The following is a 19,533-nucleotide window of genomic DNA, read 5'->3' as shown; positions in this document are numbered from 1 at the left end:
GGTACGGAATCCATGGGAGGAACCGTCATGCAGCAGGATCAGATGTTCAACGCCTTTGCCGAGCAAGCCCGCAGCTTCTACCAGCCGATGCGCAAGCTCAACACTCTGATGCTCGACCATATGGGCAAGATTGCCGATTATCAGATGGACGCTGCCAAGCGCTATACCGAGACTGGTCTCGAGCGTGCGCGTGCTGCCACTGAAATCAAGGGTATGGAAGAGTTCAGCGAGTTCAGCAACCGCCAGCTGGAAGTGGCGACCGAGCTGTCTCAGCAGATGATGGATGATTCCCTGAAGCTGGCCGAGATGGGCAACGAAATGCGCGCCCAGCTCGAACAGGCCTACTCCGACGCTGGCAAGGAAGCCACCGACAAGGCGTCCGCTGCCACAGAGAAAGCCGCTTCAGCAGCAGAGGACAAGGCATCCTCCGCTGCCAGCAACAAGCCGGCTGCCGCGACAAGCCGCGCCAAGCAGAACTAAGGTATACCCCGAAAAGGCTGGCGCTTGCGCCAGCCTTTTTTTTGCCGTTTTCAGGCATTGCCCCTGCCGTGCTGGAAGGCGCATGCTGGAGATGAGCACGCTGGCGCACAGGCTGTTTTGCTCTCGTATTTGCCGCGCGCGAATCCGACGGAAAGCAGACCTGCAGGTGGCAGGATGTTGCAGCTGACAGGGCACTGCGCTTGCCTTGACGCCCTGGCATGTTCGACTACGGCGCCTCTGAAATCAGCCGTGAAACGGTCTTCAAAACAGTCTGAAAAGCAGTGTCCGTCGCCAGTGAAGGCGCCCGTCTCACGAGAGACGGCATGGCACTGCTCAGTGGTCAGGAAGGATTCGATTCGATGAAACCGTGCCGCCGGCAGATGCTCGGCAGCCAAGCTTCGATAGCCAATGACGTGATGGTCAATGACAAGGAGGAAGGGCGATATGGACTCAGCCCAGCAGCAGGCGTTCTCGCAGACATTCTCTCAGGCCTTTACCAGTCTGTTCCCCGACGGTGCTGAAGGCACGGAGTGGGCCAGCGTGATGCAGCAGGCCAGCGCCCAGTATCAAGCCTTGATGAGTGACATGCTGGAGCGCCTATGGCCCAGCGCCGCCGCTTCCACCATCTATGACGAGATGGGTCGTTGCTTCCAGGCGGGGGCCGAGGCCCTGGCACGTGACCCGCAACTGTTGATGTCGACCCAGACGCGCCTATTCCAGGACCAGATGGCCCTGTTGCAGGGCACGTTGCGCGAGCTGAATGGCGAGAGCGTCGAGCCGGTGATCACGCCCGCGCGCTCTGACCGCCGCTTCCGCGATGAGGCCTGGCAGAGCGAGCCCTATTACCACTTCCTCGTGCAGCAATACCTGCTGTTCTCGCGCGCCGTGGACGACATGCTGGCCGGCATTCAAGGCCTGCCGGAGAGCCAGAAGCGCAATCTCGAGTTCTACGCGCGCCAGTACGTCAGCGCCTTCTCGCCCTCCAACTTCGCCTCCACCAACCCGGAAGTGCAGCGCGTGACCCGCGAGACCGGTGGCCAGAACCTGCTCGACGGCCTGAAGCGTCTGCGCGATGACCTGGCCAACTCCGCCGAAGGCATCAATGTCGCGATGACCGACACCGAAGCCTTCCGTCTCGGCGACAACATCGCCGTCACGCCGGGTGACGTGGTCTTCGAGAACGAGCTGATCCAGCTGATCCAGTATCGTCCGGCCACCGAGAAGGCCTTCAGCACGCCGTTGCTGGTCGTGCCGCCGTGGATCAACAAGTACTACATTCTCGATCTGCGTCAGGACAATTCGATGATGCGCTGGCTGGTGGAGCAGGGGCATACCGTGTTCCTGATCTCCTGGCGCAATCCGGGGCCCGAGCAGAGTGATCTCACCTGGGCCGATTACATGCAGATGGGCCCGCTGGCCGCGATGGATGCCATCGAGCAGGCCACCGGCGAGAAGCAGGTCAACATCCTGTCCTACTGCATCGGCGGCACGCTGACGGCCAGCACCATGGCCTATCTGGCGGCCGAGAAGCAGTCCGACCGCGTGCGCTCGGTCAGCTACATGGCGACGCTGCAGGACTTCTCCGATCCCGGTGAGATCGGTGTCTTCCTCAACGAGCCGGTGCTGCAGGGCCTCGAGAAGCAGATGGTGCAGGACGGCTATCTGGATGGCCGCGTGATGGCGTTCTCCTTCAATCTGCTGCGCGAGAATGACCTGTTCTGGTCGTTCTACGTCTCCAACTATCTCAAGGGCGAAGCGCCGACCGCGTTCGACCTGCTGTATTGGAACACCGACGGCACCAACCTGCCGGCCGGTACCCATGCCTGGTACTTGCGTCACATGTATCTGGAGAACCGCCTGGTGCAGCCCGGCGGCATCGAGCTGGACGGCGTACCGATCGATCTCTCCCAGATCGAGACGCCGAGTTACTGGGTCTCCGCGCGCGAGGACCACATCGCCAAGTGGCAGACCACCTACAACGGCACTCAGCTGCCCAAGGCCTCCATCAAGCGCTTCGTGCTCGGTGGCTCTGGTCATATCGCGGGTATCGTCAATCCGCCGCACAAGAACAAGTACGGCTACGTCACCAACGACAGCCTGCCGGCAACGCCGGATGAGTGGCTCGAGGGCACCGAGCAGCACGAAGGTTCCTGGTGGAATGACTGGCAGGCGTGGATGACCGGCAATGGCTTCGTGGAGCCGGAACCGGAGGTCTCTGCGCGCACACCGGGTGAGGGCAAACTCGACGTGATCGAGGCGGCGCCGGGGCGTTATGCGCGCCAGACCATTCCCGAAGTGCTGGGGCAGAGCGTGCCGGAAGAGATCACCAGCGTGGCGGATGCGCAGCTCAAGGCCGTGCGTGATGTCCAACAGACGGTCGAGAAGAGCGTGAATGAAGCGCTCAAGCAGGTGACGCTGCCGCTGGAAGAGGCCATGACCGCGATGACCGAAGCCGTCACCGGCAAGGCCGCCAATGATGCCGGCGACACGGCGGGCAATAGCTCATCCAGTGCCTCCAGGGCGCAAGGTGCGAGCACCAGACCTGCCGCTTCGAAGGCCGCATCGGCTGCTGGATCGCCAGCCGCTGAGCCGTCAGCCACTGGGGCGTCAGCCGCTGGATCGCCAGCCGCTGAGTCGGCAACGCCGGCAAGCAAGCCTGCCGCGCGCAAGCGTGCTGCACCCAAGAGCACAGCCTCCAGGAGCACTGCTGCCAAGAGCGCAACGACCACCAGCAGCACGGCCAGCGACAGCACTACAAAACAGAGCACGGCAAAACCGAGCACTGCGAGTACGGCTGCCAGCAGCACCGGTAGCTCAGCGACCAAGACCACCACGGCGAGAAAGACCTCCACGCCGCGCAAGACGGCTGCCAGCAAGACGACCACTGCCAACAAGTCAACGGCGGCCAAGACGACTGCAAGCAAGACGACTGCGAGCAAGTCAGACTCTGACAGCAAGCCGTCTGCATCCGGCACCTCGAGCAGCAGAACTTCTTCCACGGCTTCGGGTTCCAGCGCGGCAGGCTCCAGCGCTACGAAGCCCGCGACGACACGCAAGAGCACTGCCAGCAAGAGCACTGCCAGCAAGACTATGGCGAGCAAGAGCACCGCCAGCTCGACGGGAAGCGCGAGCACTGCCAAGACGGCTAGCAGCACCGGGGCTTCCAATCAGGGGGCTTCCCGCTCGAGCACTTCAAGTTCTGGTGCTTCCACTACCACCGCCAAGAGTGACACCGGCAGCGAAGCGCCCAAGCCGCGCCGTGGCCGTCCCTCCAATGCCAGCAAGGCGGCCGCCGCCAAGGCAGCGGAAGAGGCCAAGAAGGACGATGCCAAGCCTGCGGCAAGCAAGACGGATGGCGCGTCTGGCAATGCCAAGGATAGCGACAAGAGTTGATCCGCGGCGCCACAAGCAGTGAGTCAGAACCGCAACGCCAGCCCTTCGGGGCTGGCGTTGCGCGTTCAGGCTGTATTTCCAAGCGGGGCTTTCGAGTGCGCTAGAGGTTTCTCGACGCCGCATCCCTTGCGCCTTCCAACAGTTCGATCATGGCGCTGGCGGCGTTCGAGAGGGTGCGGTTGTTGTGATAGAGGTAGCCAAGCTGGCGTTCGATGGGGCGGTGGTCGATGGGCAGGATCTCGATCTCGTCGTCGATCATGCTTTCCGGCAGTACGCTCCAGCCCAGGCCGATGGCGACCATCATCTTGAGGGTCTCGAGGTAGTTGGTGGACATCGAGACTTCCACCGAGAGGCCGTCACGCGCGAAGGTGTCGATGACGATGCCACGCGTGAAGGTCAGGTGGCCCGGCAGCACGGCATCGTGCTGTGAGAGGGCGGCCAGCGGCAACGCTTTATGGCCTGCCAGCGGGTGATCACGTCCGCATACGAAGCGCATCTCATCCAGCCACACCGGCACCACCGTCAGATTGGGATCGCGATGCGGTGCCAGGGTGACGACGGCCAGTTCCAGCTCCCCATCCAGTACGCCCTGATAGGCCTGTTCCGAATCCAGAAAACGCATGTCCATGCGCACCTCGGGGTGGGCCATGGTAAAGGCCTTGAGCAGTGGCGGCAGCCGATGCAGGCCCACATGGTGGCTGGTGGCCATCGTCAGGCTGCCTTTTACCTCGCCGGAAAGATTGCGCAGCGCACGCCGGGTGTCATCGTGCATCACCAGGATGGCGCGGGCGCGGGGCAGCAGGATATTGCCGGCCTCGGTCAGCGAGACACGCCGTCCGATGCGATCGAACAGCCGTGCGCCATGCAGTTGCTCCAGCTGGGCAATGCGCTTGGAAACGGCCGGCTGGGTGAGGTGCAGCTGCTCGGCGGCAAGCGAGAAGGAGGCGGTTTCGGCGACGGCGACGAAGGCCTGCAGAGAGGGTGTGTCCATGTGGGGCAGCTATCCTGTCATGAGGGCATTCAGAGAGACATTCAGGGGAGCGTCAAGCGGGGCGATCGATGCCGCCGCAGGTGGATGCACTCCTGATCAAGACCTGATGAGTAATGGTATTCCTTTTGGGAATCAAAAGCATGAAAAACATGAATTGCTTTTATTCATTGTCGCCGAGTACTCTTGATGGCACAGGACGCGGCGGCGATGCTGGAGCCTGCAAGCAAGTGGTCACTATCCACGGGCTCGCACGACCGCCCCGCCATCAACACTGGACGACACACCCTCATCAAGGGGCCGTTACGAGCCCCGAGGCAGCAAGCGCGCTCTTACCGTAAGGCGCCACGAGGAGACACGACATGGCTAGCCAGACCCTTTATGACAAGTTGTGGGATCAGCACCTGGTCAAGCAACGCGAAGACGGTACTGCACTCATCTACATCGACCGTCACCTGCTGCACGAAGTCACGTCGCCGCAGGCATTCGAAGGGCTGCGTCTGGCCGGTCGCAAGCCGTGGCGTCTGGATGCCAACCTGGCAACGCCGGACCACAACGTGCCGACGTCTCTCAAGGAGCGTGCTGCGGGTATCGCGGGCATCGAGGACGAGACCTCACGCATCCAGGTGCAGACCCTCGACGACAACTGCAACAGCTTCAACATCGAGCAGTTCACCATCAATGATGCGCGTCAGGGCATCGTGCACGTGGTCGGGCCGGAGCAGGGCGCGACTCTGCCGGGCATGACCGTGGTGTGTGGCGATTCCCACACCGCGACCCACGGTGCCTTCGCGGCACTGGCCCACGGGATCGGCACCTCCGAGGTCGAGCACGTGCTCGCCACCCAGTGCCTGATCCAGCGCAAGATGAAGAACATGCTGGTGCGCGTCGATGGTCGTCTCGGCACTGGTGTCACCGCCAAGGATGTCGTGCTCGCCATCATCGGTGAGATCGGCACTGCCGGCGGTACCGGCTATGCCATCGAATTCGGCGGCTCTGCCATCCAGGACATCTCCATGGAAGGCCGCATGACCATCTGCAACATGGCGATCGAAGCCGGTGCGCGGGTGGGTCTGGTCGGTGTCGATGACATCACCATCGACTATCTCTACGAGCGCCCCTATGCGCCGAACGCCCAGCAGTGGGAAGCGGCCGTCGCCGACTGGCGCAATCTGGTCTCCGATGCGGACGCCGAATTCGACAAGGTTGTCGTGCTCAAGGCCGAAGACATCGCGCCGCAGGTCACCTGGGGCACCAGCCCGGAGCAGGTCACCAGCGTCAATGGCGTGGTGCCGGACCCGGCCGCAGCCAGCGATGACACCGAAGCGCGTGGCATCACGCGTGCGCTCGAGTACATGGGCCTCAGCGCTCAGCAGAAGATCACCGACATCAAGCTGGACCGCGTGTTCATCGGTTCCTGCACCAACTCGCGTATCGAGGACTTGCGTGAAGCGGCGCGCGTGGCCGAAGGCCGCACGGTCGCCAAGAGCCTCAAGCAGGCGATGGTGGTGCCGGGCTCTGGCCTGGTGAAGGCGCAGGCGGAAGCGGAAGGGCTGCACGAGATCTTCCTCGCGGCGGGCTTTGAATGGCGTGAGCCGGGCTGCTCCATGTGTCTGGCGATGAACGCCGACAAGCTGGGCGCCGGTGAGCACTGTGCTTCCACCTCCAACCGCAACTTCGAAGGCCGTCAGGGCTTCGGTGGGCGTACGCACCTCGTCAGCCCGGCCATGGCCGCCGCTGCCGCGATTGCGGGTCACTTCGTTGATGTTCGTGACTTTGCCCCCATCCCTACCAACAACACTCAAGTCGCCTGAGGAGGCCCGACATGGAAAAGTTCATTCGCCAGCAGGGCCTCGTGGCACCGCTTGATCGCGCCAACGTCGATACTGACCTGATCATCCCGAAGCAGTTTCTGAAGTCGATCAAGCGTACCGGCTTCGGGCCGAACCTCTTCGATGAGCTTCGCTATCTCGACGAGGGCTATATCGGTCAGGACATCAGCAAGCGTCCGCTGAATCCGGACTTCGTGCTCAACCAGCCGCGTTACGCGGGTGCCAGCGTATTGCTGGCGCGTCGCAACTTCGGTTGTGGTTCCTCGCGGGAACACGCGCCCTGGGCACTGACCGACTTCGGCTTCCGCGTGGTCATCGCGCCGAGCTTCGCCGATATCTTCTACAACAACTCGTTCAAGAACGGTCTGTTGTTGATTACCCTCGACGAGGACACGGTGGACCGTCTGTTCAAGGAAGCCGAGGCGGTGGAAGGGTATCGTCTGGATATCGACCTCGAGGCACAGGCGGTCATCACGCCGTCCGGTGAGTCGATTCCCTTCGAGGTCGACAGCTTCCGCAAGCATTGCCTGATGGAAGGCTTGGACGATATCGGTCTGACCCTCAAGGACCAGGACGCCATCGACAGCTTCGAGAAGCGCCATCGCACCGAGCGTCCGTGGCTGTTCCGCGACGGCAAGACGGCCTGATCTGGCCAGCGTCGCGTCAGTCAGCGCCTGACATCGCAACATATTCGTCATGGCTCGCCGTCCAGAATGGCGGCGAGCCCAGTCTCAGCACCGACGGTGAACCGTCGGTCTCGCCGGAAGACTTCCGGCCCAAGGAGAGTTCCAGATGAGCCGCAATATCCTGATTCTGCCCGGTGATGGCATTGGCCCGGAAATCACTGCCGAAGCCGTGAAGATCCTTGAAGCCGCCCGCAGCGAAGGTCTGGACATCACGCTGAGCGAAGGTAAGGTCGGTGGTGCAGGGTATGACGCGGCCGGTCACCCGCTGCCGGCGGAAACGCTGGAGGCGGCCAAGGCGGCGGACGCCATTCTGCTCGGCGCAGTCGGCGGCCCGCAGTGGGACAAGCTCGAAGACATCTCGCTGCGTCCGGAACGCGGCCTGCTGGGGCTGCGCAAGGAGCTCGAGCTGTTCGCCAATCTGCGTCCGGCGATTCTCTACCCGCAGCTGGCCGAGGCCTCCAGCCTCAAGCCGGAAGTGGTGTCCGGTCTGGACATCATGATCGTGCGTGAGCTGACCGGCGGCATCTACTTCGGTCAGCCGCGTGGCATCGAGACGCGTGACGGCCAGCAGGTCGGTTACAACACCTACGTCTACTCCGAGTCCGAGATCGAGCGTATCGGTCGCACCGCCTTCGAGATGGCGCAGAAGCGCAACAAGAAGCTGTGCAGCGTCGACAAGGCCAACGTGCTGGAAGTCACCATGCTGTGGCGTGACGTGATGGAGCGCATCTCCGCCGACTACCCGGATGTCGAGCTGTCGCACATGTACGTCGACAACGCCGCCATGCAGCTGGTGCGTGCCCCCAAGCAGTTCGACGTGGTGGTCACCGGCAACATGTTCGGCGACATCCTGTCGGATGAAGCCGCGATGTTGACCGGCTCCATCGGCATGCTGCCGTCCGCCTCGCTGAATGCGGGTGGTCAGGGCATGTACGAGCCGTGCCACGGCAGCGCGCCGGACATCGCGGGCCAGGGCATCGCCAACCCGCTGGCGACCATCCTGTCGGTGGCCATGATGCTGCGCTACTCGCTCAATGAAGCCGCCTGGGCCGAGCGCATCGAGAAGGCGGTCGGCGTGGTGCTGGATGAAGGTCTGCGCACTGCCGATATTGCCTACGCCGGGACGCGCAAGGTCTCCACCTCCGAGATGGGCGATGCCGTGCTGGCCGCCTTCAAGGCCCAGGCGTAAGGCAAGACCCGCGTGAGCGCCGCAAGCCAGCGGCGTTCACGCGATGATCATGGGGGAGCTCGGCGTGCGTCGCCGGGTTCTCATGTCAGGACCTGCGGCTGGAGCGTTGGGCAAGGCTCGCTTCGTGTGAGTTGCCTGTGCTCGCTGCGGGTCATTCCTGTGTCGGGAGCGGTGGTGTCTTCCATGCTCCCGGCCGTGCATGAACAAGGAGAACAAGCATGTTGAAAGTCGGATTTGTCGGTTGGCGTGGCATGGTCGGTTCCGTGCTGATGCAGCGCATGCGTGCTGACAACGATTTCGCCGGTATCGAGCCGGTATTCTTCTCCACCTCCCAGGTCGGTCAGGCCGGTCCTGACGTGGGCACGCCGGTGCCGGCGCTCAAGGATGCCAATGACATCAATGAGCTGAAGGCGCTGGATGTCATCGTCACCTGTCAGGGCGGCGACTACACCAAGCAGGTGTTCGGCCCGCTGCGCGAAGCCGGCTGGAAAGGCGACTGGATCGATGCGGCCTCCACCCTGCGCATGGACAAGGACGCCGTGCTGGTGCTGGACCCGGTCAACCGTCACGTGATCGACCAGAAGATCGGCGCCGGTGCCAACACCTTCGTCGGCGGCAACTGCACCGTCAGTCTGATGCTGATGGGCCTGGGCGGCCTGTTCGAAGCCGGCATGGTCGAGTGGATGACCTCCATGAGTTACCAGGCGGCGTCCGGCAGCGGGGCGCGCCACATGCGTGAGCTGCTGACCCAGATGGGCCAGCTCAATGGCAGCGTGGCCTCCGAGCTTGCTGCCCCGGCCAGCGCCATCCTCGACATCGACCGCAAGGTGACCGCCACCATGCGTGGCGATGACTTCGCGACTCAGCAGTTCGGTGCGCCGCTGGCCGGCTCGCTGCTGCCGTGGATCGATTCCGCGATGGAATCTGGTCAGACCCGCGAGGAGTGGAAGGCCGGTGTCGAGGCCAACAAGATTCTCGACAGCCAGGGCAATCCGATCATGATCGATGGGCTGTGCGTGCGTATCGGTGCGATGCGTTCCCACTCCCAGGCCTTCACCGTCAAGCTCAAGCAGGACGTGCCGCTGGACGAGATCGAAGACCGCCTGGCCAAGCACAATGACTGGGTCAAGGTCGTCGCCAACACCAAGGAAGACAGCCTCAAGCACCTGACACCGGCCGCCGCGACCGGCACCCTGACCGTGCCGGTCGGCCGTCTGCGCAAGCTGGCGATGGGTGGCGAATACCTGTCCGCCTTCAGTGTCGGTGACCAGCTGCTGTGGGGGGCCGCGGAGCCGCTCAAGCGCATGCTGACCATCCTGCGTGAACATCGCGCGGCCTGATCGCACGGTGTAGCGGCATGTCGTCGGGTTCATTGCGAGCCTGACCTGAAAGCGCCCTCGGCTCTCTGGAGTCGAGGGCGTTTCTCTTTTGCACGTTACGTCTTGGAAGGTCGGTGATTTCAGGTAAGAGATAGGTCACTGATGCCAAGGGAAGTACCAGACGTCTCAGCCTTTCCTGCGCATTTTTTGCGATTTTGACTGACGCTTTTGATGCATGATGGCAGGGAGGTGTTTTTTGCGGGTATCGTAAAGGGAATATCGACGAGCTGGTCACTCGCGATATGACGCCTCTGCGGCCTTTATCGATCGTGGGCCGTCACTCTATCGTTGAAACTATTTCCACTTTGCCAATGGCTTCCCGCACTCTTGGGGCGGACTCTCTGGTATCTTGTGTAAGTATACGTAACATAATGCGCAGGCCGGGCAATGATTCGGCCGCATACGAAGGGACACTCAATGGGACGCAAGCTTCCTCTCGCACTGGCGGTGTCGTTCGCCGTCTACAGTGCTCAGGCCTTGGCAGTCGGCATGGAATCGCCGCGGTTGCGCTCGAATCTGAATCAGCCACTGGACGCGCGCATCGGCCTCACGGATACCTCGGGCCTCGATGCCAGCCTCATCAAGGCCGGCGTTGCCGATTCTGCCGCCTTTACGCGAGCGGGCGTCGATCGCAGCTATGTCAGCGATGACATCAAGGTTGCCGTCAAGCAGCAGGGTGGGCGCTACTACCTTCAGCTGTCCACCAGCGGCGCGGTACGTGAGCCCTATGTGGACCTGCTGTTGGATGTCGAATGGCCCAATGGCAAGCTGCAGCGTCAGGTGACCCTGTTGTTCGATCCGGCGGGATATTCGAGTCAGCCGTCATTGGTGACACCTGCCGGCGCGCGCTCGCGCCCGCTGGCCACCAATGATTCCTCGCCGACGCGTTCCGTGGTGTTCCGCGACAATGCCCAGCCCAGCCAGGCTGCCTCGCGCAGTGCGTCATCCAGCACGCCGCCGTCCAGCATCAAGGTGCGCAACGGTGATTCGCTGTGGACGATTGCGCGTCGCGTGCGTCCGGATGCCAGTGTCAGCATCCGTCAGGCGATGCTGGCGATCCAGGAAGCCAACCCCAGGGCCTTCCCGGGCGGCAACATCAACAAGCTGCGTGCGGGAGTGGTGCTGAGCGTGCCGGACCGCAGCACCATGTTGGGACGTTCGCGTACCGAGGCTGACAAGGAAGTGCGTCAGCAGTATCAGCAGTGGGTCGCGGGCGCGCAGGGCAAGACCGTGCCGGCTCCGGCCAGCAAGAAAGCGTCGGCCAGCACGTCGAGCGAGACCTCCGCCAGTGCTGTGCCTGCGGCCACGGCCGCACCGAGCGGGCCCGCCAGCGCGGGCGCCGACGGCAAGCCGCGTCTGACGCTGCTGGATGAAGATGGCAGCAAGCCCAAGGCGGTAGCAGCCAGTGGTCAGATCACGGCGGGTAGCCAGCAGGCAATCGATGAACTGTCCGATCGCCTCGAGTCGCTGGAAGACCAGCTGCTGACCAATCAGCAGCGCCTCGATCAGCTGGAGCAGGAGCGTGATGACCTGCGTAGCGAAGTGGCCTCCCTGCGCAACGAAGTCGGCGAGCTGCGAGCGTCGCTGGCAGAGCGTACCGAGCAGCTCGAGACGGCCAAGGTACTGCTCGCCAAACAGAATCGTCTGCTCGTCAACAGCGGTATCTCGCCGTTGGCGTTGCCGGAAAGCCTGATCACGGCTGGCGTGGACCTCGGTCAGCCGCGCGACGGCGAGGGCAACCTGGTATTGCCCAAGCAGCCGTGGCCCCAGGCAACCTGGAAATGGGTGCAGGACAACCTGGCCATCGTCGGCGGTGCAGCCGGTGCACTACTGCTTCTGTTGCTGTTGTTGATGCGCCGCCGCTCCAGTTCCGGGGGCGATGAAAACATGAGCTTTGCCGATGCGGTCCGCGGCAATGAAGAGCCCGACCAGGACAAGCCACGCGTCTTCCCGGATACCTTTGCGGCCTCGACTGCCGCTGCTGCCGCGGGTCACAAGTCATCCGCGTCTGAAGATGCCAATGTGGCGGCGCGCCGGGGTTCCGGCAGTCTCGAGCCGCTCTCACAGCCGGAAGCGGCTGCGATCAGCGAGGCGGACATCTTCATCGCCTACGGCCGCTTCGATCAGGCGCAGGCCCTGCTGGAAGCCGGTCTGGTGGAAGATCCCGCACGCCAGGATCTGCGTCTCAAATTGATGGGGGTCCATGGTGAGCTTGGCAATGCCGCAGCCCTGCATCATGAAGGCGAGCAGGTGCTGGCAGCCGGCAGTGAGGAAGAGCGCTTCGAGGCTCAGGCACTGCTGGATCGCTATAGCGTCGCAAGCAGTGCCCTGCGCGCAGTCGCCGGTGGTGTCACGAGTCAAGTGGGGCGCAAGGTTTCCTACCTGTCGGGTGTGTCAAGTCAGCAGGTGGTAGCGCCTCGCACGCCGCTTGAAGGTCGAGACAAGGCCGATGATGGTGCTCACGGTGTTGCGGATGCGCCCACCATCGGCTCTGGCGCTTCCTCTGATGATCAAGAGATATCCAACACACCAGAGCCGCTGTCTGATGCTGAACCGCTTGCTGGCGACAGAATGGGCGAGCCGGCGGTCGAACCTGCTGTCGATCAAGGCGTCGCGTTCGAACCGGGTCTCAAGGGTGAGAATATCGAGAAGTCGACCACACGTGAGCCCCACTTCAATAGCGACAATGTGATTGACTACCAGGCGCCGGAATTGACGCTGGGGGATGCTGGCTACGCTGATGGTGAGAAGGGGGCTGATGCCATGGCATCCAAGGCGGCGGATAGCGCGCTCAAGGGGGAGTCCGTCGAGTTCACCTCACTGCGTGAAGAGCTGGATGACCACTCTGCGGTCGAGAGCGGTGCCGCGAGCGAGAGCAGCGCAGCGAGCCAGAAGCCCTATGAGGCGTCCAGCAAGCCGTCAGTCGCAGTTGATGGCATGGACGAGTTGCCGTCACTGGATAGCATGACGCTGGAAGAGGTGGACGTGCCGCGGCGTGATATCTCGGAATTCGAGGTCGAGGAAGTGGCGTTCGAGTCTGGGGATCAGGATAATGCCTATCCCTCTGTCGAGTCGGCAGGGTTTGGGGCTGGCGCCCAGGATACCGTGGCATTCCAACAGCTCGAGGAAGCCCGTCAGTTGTTGGTGGATGGCGATGATGATCAGGCGGCTGCGCTGCTTGAGCCGCTCGCTACTGCCAGTGATGACATGGTCCGTGAAGAGGCGCTGGCGTTGATGGAGCGCTTTGGTCTGACCTGATGCCCTTTTTTACACCGCTGGATGATAACGAGAGACGCCCGGGGCGCATTGCTCTGGGCGTTGAATATGATGGCACCCGCTATTGTGGCTGGCAGCGTCTGAGCCACGCCCCCTCCGTGCAGGAAGCGCTCGAGAAGGCCTTGTCCAAGGTCGCCTCCACGCCGATTGCCGTGCATTGCAGTGGCCGCACCGATTCCGGTGTGCATGCCGTGCGTCAGGTCGTGCATTTCGATACTCCCGTGGGCCGCAGTCGCAAGGCCTGGCGCATGGGCGGTAACGTCAACCTTCCCCCCGATATCGGGATTCATTGGGCCGTGCCGGTGCCTGATGATTTCCACGCGCGTTTCAGCGCCATCGCCCGCCGCTATCGCTACATGATCATCAACCAGCCGTTTCGGCCGGTGATGGAGCGCAACAATGTCACCTGGTGTCGCGAGCCGCTCAATGTCGCCGACATGCAGGCCGCGGCGGCACATCTGGTGGGCGAGCTGGATTTCTCGGCGTTCCGCGCCGCAGGCTGTCAGTCGCGTTCGCCACGCCGCCACGTGCACTTCATTGAAGTCAGTCGCCATGGCCATATCGTCATGATCGATATCCAGGCCAATGCCTTCCTGCATCACATGGTGCGCAATATCGCGGGCACCTTGATGGCCATCGGGCGTGGCGAGAAGCCTGTCGAGTGGATCGTCGAGCTGATGCGCGGAGGAGATCGCACGCGCTCGAGCGCGACGGCAGCGGCGACAGGGCTTCACTTCGTCGATGTCATCTATCCGCCGCGCTATGCGCTGCCCAAGGAACCCCTGGGCCCTGGTCTGGTCGCACATCTTGGCGAGTGGACGGGCGAGCGCCCGTTGCCGGACTGCCCGATGGTGCGCTCACGCATGGCGCGTGCCGAGGCCGAGGGTGCCGAAGAGGCGCGCGCGGCAGGCAAGCTCAGTGAGCAGGAGGCCATCCGACTGGCCAACGTGGCCCGTGAAGCCGAGCGCCTCAGTCGCGAGCATGAGCAAGCGATTCCTGCGGCAGGCGACCCTGCGGCAGGCGATCCTGCGGCAGGCGACCCTGCGGCAGGCGCCGAGGATGACACGCTGACGGCTGCCACCCAGAATGAATCCTCACGTTGAACGGAGTGATCCCATGACCGAGATGAGCGCTCGAGCGAGCCAGCGTACCCGGATCAAGATCTGTGGTTTGACGCGTGAGCAGGATATCCGCGACGCCGTGGCAGCAGGGGCCGATGCGCTGGGCTTCGTGCTGTGGCCGGGCAGCAAGCGTGCGGTCGGTGTGGCGCGATTGGCCGAGCTTGCCGCATGCGTGCCGGCCTTCGTGACGCGGGTCGGCTTGTTCGTGGATGCCAGCGCCGAAGAGATTGCCGCAGCGGCACCGCATCTCGATCTGCTCCAGTTGCATGGCAATGAGACGCCGGAGCAGTGTCGGGCGGCTGGGCGGCCCTATATCAAGGCGTTGCGCATGCGTGACGGGATCGATCTCGCCGCGCAGGCGGCGCGCTATCACGATGCGCGTGGCTTGCTGCTGGATGCCTATCGTCCCGGCGTGCCCGGTGGCACCGGCGAGACCTTCGACTGGTCGCGCATCCCCGCCGATCTGCCGCTGCCGGTCATCCTGGCCGGGGGTCTCGAGTCAGGCAATGTCGCCGCAGCGGTGGCGCAGGTCGCCCCTTACGCGGTCGATGTCTCCGGTGGTGTGGAAGCCGCGCCCGGCGAGAAGAGTGCCGAGCGCATGCAGGCATTCTGTCAGGCAGTCCGCCAGCAGCGCTGATTTGCCGGCAAGCGTTGCGACCCTTGCGCTGCTTTCGCCCCAAGCGGCGAGGGCCGCAACGCTCAATTGGCATCTCGCACTACCCGCAAGGGGGGCGAAGCCGCTACAATGACCCCCAGAATTCGGAAAAGTGGCCGTACGACCAATGGGTTGCACGGTCTTTTCCATTGGCACTGCCCTGTGATGGTAGCTGCCCGCCATATTGCCGGGGGCGTGAACGCCCTGGAATATGCGCCAACTCGCATGGCCGCCGACAGTCGTCGAGCGGTGCCCAGAACAGCAGCAAAACGGAAGCCTCCCCACCATGAGCTGGCTTGACAAGATTGTGCCGTCAATGAGCCGTATCCAACGCAAGGATCGGCGTACCTCCATTCCTGACGGCCTGTGGCGTAAATGCCCCAAGTGCGAAGCAGTCCTGTACCTTCCGGAGCTGACCAAGCACGACAACGTCTGCCCGAAGTGTGACCACCACCTGCGTCTCACTGCGCGTGCGCGTCTGTCCTGGTTCCTCGACAGTGAAGGCCGCGAGGAAATCGCGGCGGATCTCGAGCCGGTCGATCGCCTCAAGTTCCGCGACTCCAAGAAGTACAAGGATCGCCTGAGCGCTGCCCAGAAGCAGACCTCCGAGAAGGATGCGCTGGTCGCCATGCGCGGTGCTCTCTCCGGTCAGCCGGTCGTGGCCGTGGCCTTCGAGTTCAGCTTCATGGGTGGCTCCATGGGTGCCATCGTCGGCGAGAAGTTCGTGCGTGCAGCAGAGCTTGCGCTGGCCGAGAACATCCCGCTGGTCTGCTTCGCCGCCTCCGGTGGTGCTCGTATGCAGGAAGCCTTGTTCTCCCTGATGCAGATGGCCAAGACCTCCGCGGCGCTTGAAAAGCTCAAGCAGGCTGGCGTGCCGTACATCAGCGTGTTGACCGATCCGGTCTTCGGTGGCGTCTCTGCGTCGCTGGCGATGCTGGGCGACCTGAATGTCGCCGAGCCGAACGCCCTGATCGGCTTTGCCGGTCCGCGTGTCATCGAGCAGACCGTGCGTGAGAAGCTGCCGGAAGGCTTCCAGCGCTCCGAGTTCCTGCTCGAGCATGGCGCCGTCGACATGATCATCCACCGCCGCGAGATGCGTGAGCGCCTGTCCAGCATCCTGCTCAAGCTGCAGGGCATGCCGGTCAACGCCGCCAATCTGCCGGTCGCGGATGCGGTCGTCGAAGAAGTACCCGTCGAGGCGGATGCGACTGTCGAAGCACCGGCCGAGCCGCGCTCCGCCGTGGACAGCGTGCTCGACGAGACCTTCACCAGCGAGAAGCCGCAAGGCGAACGTCGCGATGGCTGAGCAGGGCTCCGCCCCGGCAAGCTGCAGCACCGATAAGGTGCTGCAGTCTTCCTCACTCCCTCCGCTGGATGCCGCTTCGTGGCAGCTTTCCCCCCTGCATGATGCCGTGCCGCATGGCCTCTCGCTGGATGAGTGGCTGACGCGTCTCGAGCATCAGCACCCCGTCAGTATCGATATGGGCCTTGCCCGAGTGCTGTGTGTGGCCAGGCGCCTCGGTCTGGTCGGGGCGGGCGCGCGTCGGCTCGGTGGCCGCATCATTACCGTGGCGGGCACCAACGGCAAGGGCTCGACGGTTGCCATGCTCGAGGCGCTGGGGCGTGCCCACGGGCTGAGCACCGCCACCTATACCTCTCCGCATCTGCTGCATTACAACGAGCGTCTGAGCTTCAATGGCCACGACGTCAGTGATGCGGCATTGGTCACGGCCTTCGAGCAGGTCGATTCCGCGCGCCACTCCGGGCTGTCGGCCAGTGGTGAGCCGGTGGATGACGAGGGTGTGGTCAGCCTGACCTACTTCGAGGCCGGCACGTTGGCCGGGCTGTGGCTGATCGCTCAGCAGCAACCGCAACTCGCGATTCTGGAAGTCGGCCTGGGCGGGCGTCTGGACGCCGTCAACATCATCGACTGTGATGTCGCGATGATCATCACGGTCGCGCAGGATCATGCCGCGTTTCTTGGCACCGACCTCGAGAACATCGGCTTCGAGAAGGCCGGGATTCTGCGCGCCGGCAAGCCGGCCGTGTTCGGCTCGGATGTGCTGCCGTCCAGTTGCGCGGCGCATGCTCGCTCGCTGGGTGTCACGCCGCAGGTGCTGTGGCAGGACTTTCGCTGGCAGGTCGCGGCTGACCTTGTGAATAGCGGTGGGAATAGCAGTGTGGGTGGCAGCACGGACCATTCGGCTGCCTCGCAATGGCAATGGCAGCGCCTGTCGGCACCGGCGCTGACGTTCGATGCGCTGCCAGACCCGGGCTTGCCGCGGGACAATGCGGCCAGTGCGCTGAATGCTCTGGTCGAGGCAGGTATCGAGCTCAACGCCGAATGCGTGCAGCAGGCCATGGCGAGCGTCAAGCTCAAGGGGCGCATGCAGTGGCTGAGTCGTCACGGGCGTGACTGGTGTCTGGATGTCGGCCATAACCCGCATGCCGCGAGTTATCTGGCCAGTCGTCTTGCCGCTCATGACCTGCGTTGCGCGCGGGATCCTGCCACCCGTCCGCGGCGGGCGTTGCTCGCCATGCTGGGCGACAAGGATGCCGCTGGCGTGATTCAGGCGCTGGCACCGGTGGTGGACGGCTTCGTCGTCGCCACCCTGGATGGCGAGCGTAGCCGCCAGGCCAGTGAGCTTGCCGCCGTGGTCCGCCACTGTGGCGGTGAGGTACTGGCGGAGTGCGAGACGGTCACCGCTGCAGCCGAATGGTTGGCACGCGAGACGAGCGCTGGAGAAGTATTGGTCTGTGGTTCCTTCTTCACGGTCGGTGAAGCATTGATGTGGCTCGACGCCCAGGCCTGATGCAGGCCGGCGGCGGGTCCGGGATTTCGGGTGCAAGGGAGATGTCACAATGAAATATGGCAAACGCGAGCGAATCAGCGGTGCGGTCATCCTGCTGGCGTTGGGGGTGATCTTCATCCCGATGCTCTTCGATGAGCCGCCGGCCCGTGATGAGCGCCCGAGTCCGGTGATGACGCTTGGCAAACCGGTGGATATCGATCGCTCCAACGTCGATGATCCGCAGCCGCCCAGCGAGCTGAAGATTGGCACGGATGTGCCGATCACCTTCGTCGACAGCAACGGCAAGGTGCGTGACAGTGACCCCGGTGCTGGCAGTGACAGCGGTTCCGAGTCCCAAAGCCGTGTCGCCGAGGCCGAGCAGTTGTCGCCGACCCGCTCTGTGGTCAGCAGCGAGCCGCAGTCAAAGCCAAAGCCGGAGCCGGAACCCGCTGCCAAGCTGGAGCCCAAGCCTGCTCCCAAGGCTGAACCCAAGCCCGCGCCCAAGCCTGAGCCGAAGCCTGCGGTTGCCTCGAATGCGCCGTCGTCTTCCGCCGGTGGCTGGGCCGTGCAGGTTGGCAGCTTCGGTGACCCGGCCAACGCCGAGCGTCTCCAGAAGGAGCTGCAGGGCAAGGGCTTCGCGGCATACCGGATCCCGCGTGGCAGCAAGTTGACCGTTGTCTTCGTCGGCCCGTACAAGTCCTCCGAGATCGGTGAGTCCGCACGCTCGCGCTTGCAGCAGCAGGTCAATATCAAGGGCCTGCTGGTACGACGCAAGGAGGGTGAGTGAACGAGCTGGTCTGGATCGATTGGCTATGTCTGGGCCTGATCGGGATCTCGGTACTGCTGGGGCTGATGCGGGGCCTGCTCAGCGAGGCCCTGGGCCTGGCGGGCTGGCTGGTGGCACTGGTCGCGGCACGCCAGTTCGGCGCCGAGGTGGGTGGCCTGCTCGAAGAGATGATCGTTTCGCCGGGCATTCGCACCGCGGTCGGCTTCGTGCTGGTGGTGATCGCGAGCGTGCTGATCTGGGGGCTGATGTTGCGCCTGCTGGAACGCTTGATTCATGCGGTCGGCATGGGCGGCTTCAATCGTCTGCTCGGCGGTGTATTCGGCGCCTTGCGCGCGGCGGTCATACTGGTGCTCATCACCGCCGTGGTGGGGCTGACGCCCCTGCGTGACAGCGCCGACTGGCAGGCCGCCCAGCTGCGGCCGACGCTTGAGCAGCTGCGCGACTGGTCGTTGGCTCGCTATCGTGAGTGGGATACGGGCGGTGACTGGGGCCAGAGCGTGTCGCTGCCGGATTCCGCCAGCGGCTCCCGGCTCAAGCAGCAGGCCAGCGGTCTGATCGACAGCGCCCAGCGAGAAGGGCGTGCGTTGAGCGACAGCCTCAGCCAGCAGGCGCTGCAGTCGCTCTCGCGCCAGGATGCCACGCAGGACCAGCCCTCGCTGGAGACGTTGCTCAGAGGCAACACCGCTGGCGAGGCCACAAGCCGCAATGCGGGTGGTGAGCAGTGACAGGCAGGATTTTCAGCGCCGGGCATCGTGGCCCGGCGTTGTCGTTTTCCGCATTCGGCACGCGTTGCTGAAGCCTCATGCGGGGTAGTCGAAGGGGTTGACCCATCGGTCAGGTGTTGCCTGCATGGGGGTCAGGCCTGACAATTGCGCCGTGTGAGCACTCATATTGCCATATGGACGGGCGCCGGCAGTCGCCAGCGTGCGCTTCCCTATCCAAGTGTGTATTAGTG

The 19,533-nt window shown here is 63.6% G+C and carries 14 protein-coding genes and 1 pseudogene; 14 read left to right on the top strand and 1 reads right to left on the bottom strand.

What is annotated here, in order from left to right:
* Positions 1 to 27 precede the first annotated feature (27 nt).
* Positions 28 to 480, top strand: a complete 453-nt coding sequence (locus tag ACJJV2_RS12115) for a phasin family protein (RefSeq protein WP_043335557.1) — start codon at positions 28 to 30, stop codon at positions 478 to 480.
* A 543-nt stretch (positions 481 to 1,023) separates the two neighbouring features.
* Positions 1,024 to 2,787: pseudogene (phaC, locus tag ACJJV2_RS12110) on the top strand (class I poly(R)-hydroxyalkanoic acid synthase); the annotation flags it as partial.
* Between the two features lie 1,186 nt (positions 2,788 to 3,973).
* Here the strand turns inward: phaC and ACJJV2_RS12105 are convergent.
* Positions 3,974 to 4,864 (bottom strand): LysR family transcriptional regulator, encoded by an 891-nt coding sequence (locus ACJJV2_RS12105; protein ID WP_054554935.1) that lies wholly within the window; start codon positions 4,862 to 4,864, stop codon positions 3,974 to 3,976.
* Between ACJJV2_RS12105 and ACJJV2_RS12100 the strand changes: the two genes are divergently transcribed.
* From ACJJV2_RS12100 to ACJJV2_RS12045, 12 genes are all read left to right on the top strand, one after another.
* Complete coding sequence (locus ACJJV2_RS12100; protein WP_405281177.1) at positions 4,863 to 5,051, top strand: hypothetical protein; 189 nt, start codon at positions 4,863 to 4,865, stop codon at positions 5,049 to 5,051. The two genes, ACJJV2_RS12105 and ACJJV2_RS12100, sit on opposite strands and share 2 nt — an antisense overlap.
* 172 nt (positions 5,052 to 5,223) lie before the next feature.
* Positions 5,224 to 6,675: a 3-isopropylmalate dehydratase large subunit gene (gene leuC, locus ACJJV2_RS12095; protein ID WP_043335560.1), complete on the top strand. Its 1,452-nt coding sequence runs from the start codon at positions 5,224 to 5,226 to the stop codon at positions 6,673 to 6,675.
* Positions 6,676 to 6,686: 11 nt separating this feature from the next.
* Positions 6,687 to 7,340: a 3-isopropylmalate dehydratase small subunit gene (gene leuD / locus ACJJV2_RS12090; RefSeq protein ID WP_107335256.1), complete on the top strand. Its 654-nt coding sequence runs from the start codon at positions 6,687 to 6,689 to the stop codon at positions 7,338 to 7,340.
* A gap of 145 nt (positions 7,341 to 7,485) precedes the next feature.
* Entirely contained in the window at positions 7,486 to 8,568 is a 1,083-nt protein-coding gene (gene leuB / locus ACJJV2_RS12085) for a 3-isopropylmalate dehydrogenase (protein WP_043335563.1), read from the top strand.
* Positions 8,569 to 8,786: 218 nt separating this feature from the next.
* On the top strand, positions 8,787 to 9,908 hold the full coding sequence (asd, locus tag ACJJV2_RS12080) for an aspartate-semialdehyde dehydrogenase (protein WP_405281172.1): 1,122 nt from the start codon (positions 8,787 to 8,789) through the stop codon (positions 9,906 to 9,908).
* A 456-nt stretch (positions 9,909 to 10,364) separates the two neighbouring features.
* On the top strand, positions 10,365 to 13,205 hold the full coding sequence (locus tag ACJJV2_RS12075; protein WP_405281169.1) for a FimV family protein: 2,841 nt from the start codon (positions 10,365 to 10,367) through the stop codon (positions 13,203 to 13,205).
* The gene (gene truA / locus ACJJV2_RS12070; protein ID WP_405281165.1) at positions 13,205 to 14,326 is read left to right on the top strand and encodes a tRNA pseudouridine(38-40) synthase TruA; all 1,122 of its coding nucleotides are present in this window, start codon (positions 13,205 to 13,207) and stop codon (positions 14,324 to 14,326) included. The genes ACJJV2_RS12075 and truA overlap by 1 nt, the downstream gene beginning before the upstream one ends.
* Before the next feature lie 22 nt (positions 14,327 to 14,348).
* Positions 14,349 to 14,981 (top strand): phosphoribosylanthranilate isomerase, encoded by a 633-nt coding sequence (locus tag ACJJV2_RS12065; RefSeq protein WP_405282220.1) that lies wholly within the window; start codon positions 14,349 to 14,351, stop codon positions 14,979 to 14,981.
* Positions 14,982 to 15,285: 304 nt separating this feature from the next.
* Positions 15,286 to 16,305, top strand: coding sequence for an acetyl-CoA carboxylase, carboxyltransferase subunit beta (gene accD / locus ACJJV2_RS12060; RefSeq protein WP_107335253.1), 1,020 nt, complete (start codon positions 15,286 to 15,288; stop codon positions 16,303 to 16,305).
* Positions 16,298 to 17,812: a bifunctional folylpolyglutamate synthase/dihydrofolate synthase gene (locus tag ACJJV2_RS12055; protein WP_405281161.1), complete on the top strand. Its 1,515-nt coding sequence runs from the start codon at positions 16,298 to 16,300 to the stop codon at positions 17,810 to 17,812. Before accD ends, ACJJV2_RS12055 begins: the two co-directional genes overlap by 8 nt.
* 49 nt (positions 17,813 to 17,861) lie before the next feature.
* Positions 17,862 to 18,578 (top strand): SPOR domain-containing protein, encoded by a 717-nt coding sequence (locus ACJJV2_RS12050; RefSeq protein ID WP_405281158.1) that lies wholly within the window; start codon positions 17,862 to 17,864, stop codon positions 18,576 to 18,578.
* Positions 18,575 to 19,303, top strand: a complete 729-nt coding sequence (locus ACJJV2_RS12045) for a CvpA family protein (protein ID WP_405281155.1) — start codon at positions 18,575 to 18,577, stop codon at positions 19,301 to 19,303. The genes ACJJV2_RS12050 and ACJJV2_RS12045 overlap by 4 nt, the downstream gene beginning before the upstream one ends.
* Positions 19,304 to 19,533 lie beyond the last annotated feature (230 nt).

It is taken from the genome of Cobetia sp. Ld8 (assembly GCF_045066615.1).
GTDB lineage: Bacteria > Pseudomonadota > Gammaproteobacteria > Pseudomonadales > Halomonadaceae > Cobetia > Cobetia amphilecti.
The sequence above is the reverse complement of the archived record's forward strand: the minus strand, read 5'-3'. Positions and strand labels throughout refer to the sequence as shown.

Excerpts from the sequence above, each read along its gene's own strand:
- ACJJV2_RS12050 (WP_405281158.1), top strand. The coding sequence starts at position 17,862 with ATGAAATATGGCAAACGCGAGCGAATCAGCGGTGCGGTCATCCTGCTG.
- truA (WP_405281165.1), top strand. The coding sequence starts at position 13,205 with ATGCCCTTTTTTACACCGCTGGATGATAACGAGAGACGCCCGGGGCGC.
- leuC (WP_043335560.1), top strand. The coding sequence starts at position 5,224 with ATGGCTAGCCAGACCCTTTATGACAAGTTGTGGGATCAGCACCTGGTC.
- ACJJV2_RS12115 (WP_043335557.1), top strand. The coding sequence starts at position 28 with ATGCAGCAGGATCAGATGTTCAACGCCTTTGCCGAGCAAGCCCGCAGC.
- leuD (WP_107335256.1), top strand. The coding sequence starts at position 6,687 with ATGGAAAAGTTCATTCGCCAGCAGGGCCTCGTGGCACCGCTTGATCGC.
- ACJJV2_RS12055 (WP_405281161.1), top strand. The coding sequence starts at position 16,298 with ATGGCTGAGCAGGGCTCCGCCCCGGCAAGCTGCAGCACCGATAAGGTG.
- ACJJV2_RS12100 (WP_405281177.1), top strand. The coding sequence starts at position 4,863 with ATGTGGGGCAGCTATCCTGTCATGAGGGCATTCAGAGAGACATTCAGG.
- asd (WP_405281172.1), top strand. The coding sequence starts at position 8,787 with ATGTTGAAAGTCGGATTTGTCGGTTGGCGTGGCATGGTCGGTTCCGTG.
- leuB (WP_043335563.1), top strand. The coding sequence starts at position 7,486 with ATGAGCCGCAATATCCTGATTCTGCCCGGTGATGGCATTGGCCCGGAA.
- ACJJV2_RS12105 (WP_054554935.1), bottom strand. The coding sequence starts at position 4,864 with ATGGACACACCCTCTCTGCAGGCCTTCGTCGCCGTCGCCGAAACCGCC.
- ACJJV2_RS12065 (WP_405282220.1), top strand. The coding sequence starts at position 14,349 with ATGAGCGCTCGAGCGAGCCAGCGTACCCGGATCAAGATCTGTGGTTTG.
- accD (WP_107335253.1), top strand. The coding sequence starts at position 15,286 with ATGAGCTGGCTTGACAAGATTGTGCCGTCAATGAGCCGTATCCAACGC.
- ACJJV2_RS12075 (WP_405281169.1), top strand. The coding sequence starts at position 10,365 with ATGGGACGCAAGCTTCCTCTCGCACTGGCGGTGTCGTTCGCCGTCTAC.